Annotated in this window: 3 protein-coding genes and 2 pseudogenes; 4 read left to right on the top strand and 1 reads right to left on the bottom strand. The window is 57.6% G+C overall.

The features are described from left to right. Nucleotides 1-44: 44 nt before the first annotated feature. From CCD76_RS18850 to CCD76_RS18835, 4 genes and pseudogenes are all read left to right on the top strand, one after another. Nucleotides 45-809 (top strand): annotated as a pseudogene (locus CCD76_RS18850) (IS481 family transposase); the annotation flags it as partial. 396 nt (nt 810-1205) lie between these two features. Beyond that, nucleotides 1206-1775 (top strand): CHASE2 domain-containing protein, encoded by a 570-nt coding sequence (locus CCD76_RS18845; RefSeq protein ID WP_087721037.1) that lies wholly within the window; start codon nt 1206-1208, stop codon nt 1773-1775. Continuing rightward, complete coding sequence (locus CCD76_RS18840; protein WP_087721036.1) at nt 1772-2134, top strand: hypothetical protein; 363 nt, start codon at nt 1772-1774, stop codon at nt 2132-2134. The genes CCD76_RS18845 and CCD76_RS18840 overlap by 4 nt, the downstream gene beginning before the upstream one ends. After that, nucleotides 2128-3483 carry a M48 family metalloprotease gene (locus CCD76_RS18835; protein WP_087721035.1) on the top strand — a complete coding sequence of 452 codons (1356 nt, stop codon included), beginning with the start codon at nt 2128-2130 and terminating at the stop codon, nt 3481-3483. Before CCD76_RS18840 ends, CCD76_RS18835 begins: the two co-directional genes overlap by 7 nt. A 66-nt stretch (nt 3484-3549) precedes the next feature. On the opposite strand, the pseudogene CCD76_RS18830 reads toward CCD76_RS18835, so the two are convergent. Further along, a pseudogene (locus tag CCD76_RS18830) lies at nt 3550-4426 on the bottom strand (IS3 family transposase); the annotation flags it as partial.

The following is a 4426-nucleotide window of genomic DNA, read 5'->3' as shown; positions in this document are numbered from 1 at the left end:
GACTAAACGGCCTGACTTATTTACCAAGCGGATAGTTAATCACACGGGACCCGACACGGCGTGAACGTCGGATCATCGCACTACGAGTGAATTACCGGTGGGGGCCGGACCGTATCGGTTACAAACTGGGCCTGCATCCCTCGACAGTTCATCGTGTGCTCTCGCGTTACGGGCTATCGAAGCTCACCTGGCAGGACCGGGCCACGGGACGCACAGTACGCCGTTACGAACACGCCAACCCCGGGGACCTGATCCACGTGGACATCAAGAAACTTGGGCGGATTCCTGACGGCGGTGGCCATAAAGTCCTTGGCCGGCCGGCAGGGAAGAAGAACAAGGCTGGCACCTTCGCGAACCGGCGTCCTGGTTACGCGTACCTGCACAACGCGGTCGATGACCATTCCCGGCTTGCCTACACCGAGATCCTCACTGATGAGAAGCAGGAAACCGCAGCCGGGTTCTGGAAGCGGGCCAAAGCATACTTTGACTCGGTGGGGGTCACGGTCAAGCGCGTGATGACCGATAACGGCTCCTGTTACCGCTCAAAGATGTTTGCCGAAGCGTTGGGCCAGAGCATCAAACACCAGCGAACCCGGCCGTACCGTCCGCAGACCAACGGCAAAGTCGAACGGTTCAACCGCACGATGCTCGAAGAATGGGCCTACGCCAGGCCCTACGCCTCGGAAACCGAGCGGGTTAAAGCGTTCCATGGATGGCTACACGACTACAATCACCACAGAGGCCACACCTCACTCAAAGGTCGACCACCAGCCAGCCGCGTACCCAACCTCACTGGAGACTACAGCTAGGACGCGCCATCGAGCGCATACACACCTCGGACAAGGGCGTGCCCATCGTGCTTGCGGGGGGCGGCGTTACCATGCCAATGAGTGAAAAGGCGCTATCGCAGCTCGGCGAGCCGCTACTCTCACCCACTGCCTGGGAAGGGTTCGGTGATTTCTATCCGCTGGCAGCAGCCCTGAATGACGAGCCTGTGAAAGCAAGTGCGCCGGCCGCATCTACTCGCACCCCGACTCCCGCGGTCAGTCTTTATGAAACCTGGTGCAGGGCCTCGCCATCGTCCTGCGACTGGCTCCCTCCCCCCCACGGCCGTGCACTGGTCAGTCAAGGAATCGCAAGCGTGCATACCTGTCGATTATGGTCAGCGTGCTTGGGTCGTCACGCGGCGCTTCATCGAAGGCGTCATGCAAGGGATGTTCGGCCAGATAGAGCCCGATTATATCTCTACGGACTGCTTGCCGATGCATGTGGTCAACGCAGCCCAATTCTATGCCGACAAGGAACCAAGGACACTGCGCCCGCCCGGGCTTGATCCTGATATCCCCTATGTCGTCATGGTGGGCGTCAAAATGCCCAGCATGCACGACTATGTGCAGACACCCGTATACGACAAGCTTCCCGGCATCTTTCTGCATGCTTTCGCCTTCGAGAATCTGTGGCGCCTAGACGCTGGCTACTATTGGCTGAAAGACCTGACCTACTACGGCTTGCTCGCCTGGTGCCTGTGCGTCATTTACTTCATGTGGCAAGCCAAGCGATTCGCTAAGCGACGCCGTACACCGCGGCGCATGCATCACATCCTTTTCTGGTGGTTGGTAATCGGGCTGTCGGTGGTGGTTATACAAGTGGTATTCCACAACCTGATGCGCATTGTTCCGGAGGGTTGGCTGTCGCTGGTCGCCCTTCTTCCTCTGCTTCGTGAAGTCGTGCTTCGCCTCGAAGCGGATCCCATGCAACAAGGAGAAACAGAATGATCGTCAAGGGAATGGGTGCCGCCCTACTGCTGAGTCTATGCAGCAGTGTCTGGGCTGAATCGGCTCGTATCATCGAGATCATGAGCCCCGACTTTACCGAAGTACAGAATATCGCGACCCAGGAATGGCTGCTAATCGGAAAGATCAGCGGTCTGACGCTACCCCTAGAGGCACACAGCATGCCGAATTCGTCTCGCGAGCTAGTCTTCGCGACCGGAGGCAACGAATACCGTATCGCACGCTCGGATGTCGTGCTTGAGGACGAATCGTTGGTGACCCGTACATGCGGCAAACTTACGCTATCGATGTCCTCGGATGCACGTTCAGCCAGCGTCAAGGGAGCGGGTGAGTCATGCTGACACTACGCAAGAGCATCACCGTCACGCTGCTCGGCCTGCTGCTGGGTGGATGCAGCGCCTTGCAAACAGGTGAAAGCGAGCTGAAGGGTGCCGGCTACCAAGTCAGCAAGACCGACCTTCAATCCGTACACCGCATGAATCGGGTTCTGGTCAGTGACCCAGCGTTACTGGATTACCTCAATGGTATACTGACCAGGCTTGAGGCCGCCCAGGGCGAACCTTGCAACTGCCAAGTATTCGTCGATGCCACTCCCAACTACGAAGCCTATACGCCATCGCCCCATACCATCATATTAAGCGCCGGCGTTGTCGCCCAGGCCGAATCAGAAGATGAAATCGCCGCCCTGCTCGCCCATGAGCTTTCGCATGTCGTCAATAGCGACAGCACCAAATCGATCTTCCAGAATGCCCTGATCACCGCCGTCCGCGCAGGCGGCATCGCCGCAGGCAATGGATACAGCCTTTTGCTGGGTGACGCGGCGAAGGAAGCGGCCAACGGTCTAATCTACAACCGCTGGAGTGCCGAGCAAGAAATACGCTCGGATGCGTTCGCCGTGAACCTGCTGGCCAAGGCCGGTTACTCTCAGGAAGGGCTCAAGTATGCCATTCGCCGAGTGGGCGAGTTCTCGGAAAGCGCCCTGACCAGCCGTGATACCAGCACGTCCGGTTGCATTACCGGCACCGGTGACAACACATACAACGTCGACTTCGCCGAGTGCACCGCCGGGCTGCTCGGCTCGCGCGAAAGCGTTTACCAAGATAAGGAAGCCCGCTTCACCGCAGTCAACGAACGCATCTGGGAGCTACCCGACGATGCCCGCCGGCTACGTGCGGGCAGTACGCCCCCGCGCTTCGACTCGATCAATTATCTCTACGGCCTGACAGCACTAAATATCAGCAATGAACAGCGTTTGAGAAAAGGTCTTTCCCTAGTGGAAGCCCGAGAAATTCCCGCCACCCTGCAGCACAACGCCTATGTCTACAACCAACTGGCCCAAGCCAACGCCCTGCTGGGCAATGGCAGCGAGGCTCAAGCGTATTTTATCAAGACTCTAGACAGTGATTATCGAACCACTTTCAACTATCGACACTTGCTCAATTTCGCCAATAAACAGAACGATGCCAAGATGGTCGGTGACCTGATCGGCGCCATGCACCAGGATCTCGGCATGTCCCCCGAAATGCTGCCTGTAGAATATTACCTGGCCAAACGCCACAAACTCACCTTCATCGAAGCCCAGGCCCTGGTGCGCTGCACGATGTCCTTCGCACAGGATCTGGATCTGGCCAAGCGCTGCTCCGATTTCGGCGAGGCAGCCGACCAAAATAAGGTGATCAGCTGGCTCTGAACTTCCTGCGGACACGAAAGTAAAAAGGCGCCCTCACTACGAGAGGCGCCTGATTGCATGTAGTGGTCAACTAATTCCGGACAGTGAATTGAGTGTTCCTTCAGCTTGAGCGGGTGACACGCCGCCGTTGTACTGATGAGGCCGCTGCCGGTTGTAGCGCTCCATCAGATAAAAGCTGATATCCCGTAAAGCTTCATGGATCGACAAATAACCCGTCGATGGCATCCACTCGCTTTTGTAGCTGCGGAACAATCGCTCCATCGGCGCGTTATCCCAACAATTGCCTCGTCGGTTCATGCTCTGCTGTATCCGATAGCGCCACAGTCGCTGACGGAAGGTCCGGCTCGCATACTGGACGCCTTGGTCTGAATGGAACAAAAGTCCCATCGGCCTGCCTCGCTGCTCGAATGCCCTGTCCAGCGCCTTGATGACCAGTGCGGCATCGGGGCGATCGGACAATGCCCACCCGACGACACGTCGTGCATACAGATCCAACGTCGCTGCCAGATAGTGCCAACAATTCTGTACCCAGACGTAGGTGATATCGCCACACCACACCAGGTTGGGCGCGTCGGCGGTAAACTGACGGTTCAGGCGGTTGGGAATATCAGGCCGCTCGACCAGTGCCTTTCTGTAGGCCGACGGCCGTGGCTGTTGGCTCTCGAGGCCCAGCTCCTGCATCAGGCGTCGGACCTTGAACCGTCCCACGTCGAATCCGGAGTCTCGCATCTGCATCATGATCGTTCGGCTACCAGCGGAACGCCGGCTCTGGTTGAACAGTTCACTGACGGTTGCGCGCAGTTTCAACCGCTCGATCGATGCGAGATCGCTGAAGGCGATGTTCGTAATAACTCGAACGCGCGATATCAAAGACGCTACAGACCATTTCCACGGGCTCATGCTCACTCAACAGGTCTATCAGCGCGTACGATCGAGATCGTCC

The organism is Salinicola salarius (assembly GCF_002179555.1).
GTDB lineage: Bacteria > Pseudomonadota > Gammaproteobacteria > Pseudomonadales > Halomonadaceae > Salinicola > Salinicola salarius_A.
The sequence above is the reverse complement of the archived record's forward strand: the minus strand, read 5'-3'. Positions and strand labels throughout refer to the sequence as shown.

What these genes read in the sequence shown, in the direction of transcription:
- CCD76_RS18845 (WP_087721037.1), top strand. Translation starts at nt 1,206, where the DNA reads ATGCAAGGGATGTTCGGCCAGATAGAGCCCGATTATATCTCTACGGAC.
- CCD76_RS18840 (WP_087721036.1), top strand. Translation starts at nt 1,772, where the DNA reads ATGATCGTCAAGGGAATGGGTGCCGCCCTACTGCTGAGTCTATGCAGC.
- CCD76_RS18835 (WP_087721035.1), top strand. Translation starts at nt 2,128, where the DNA reads ATGCTGACACTACGCAAGAGCATCACCGTCACGCTGCTCGGCCTGCTG.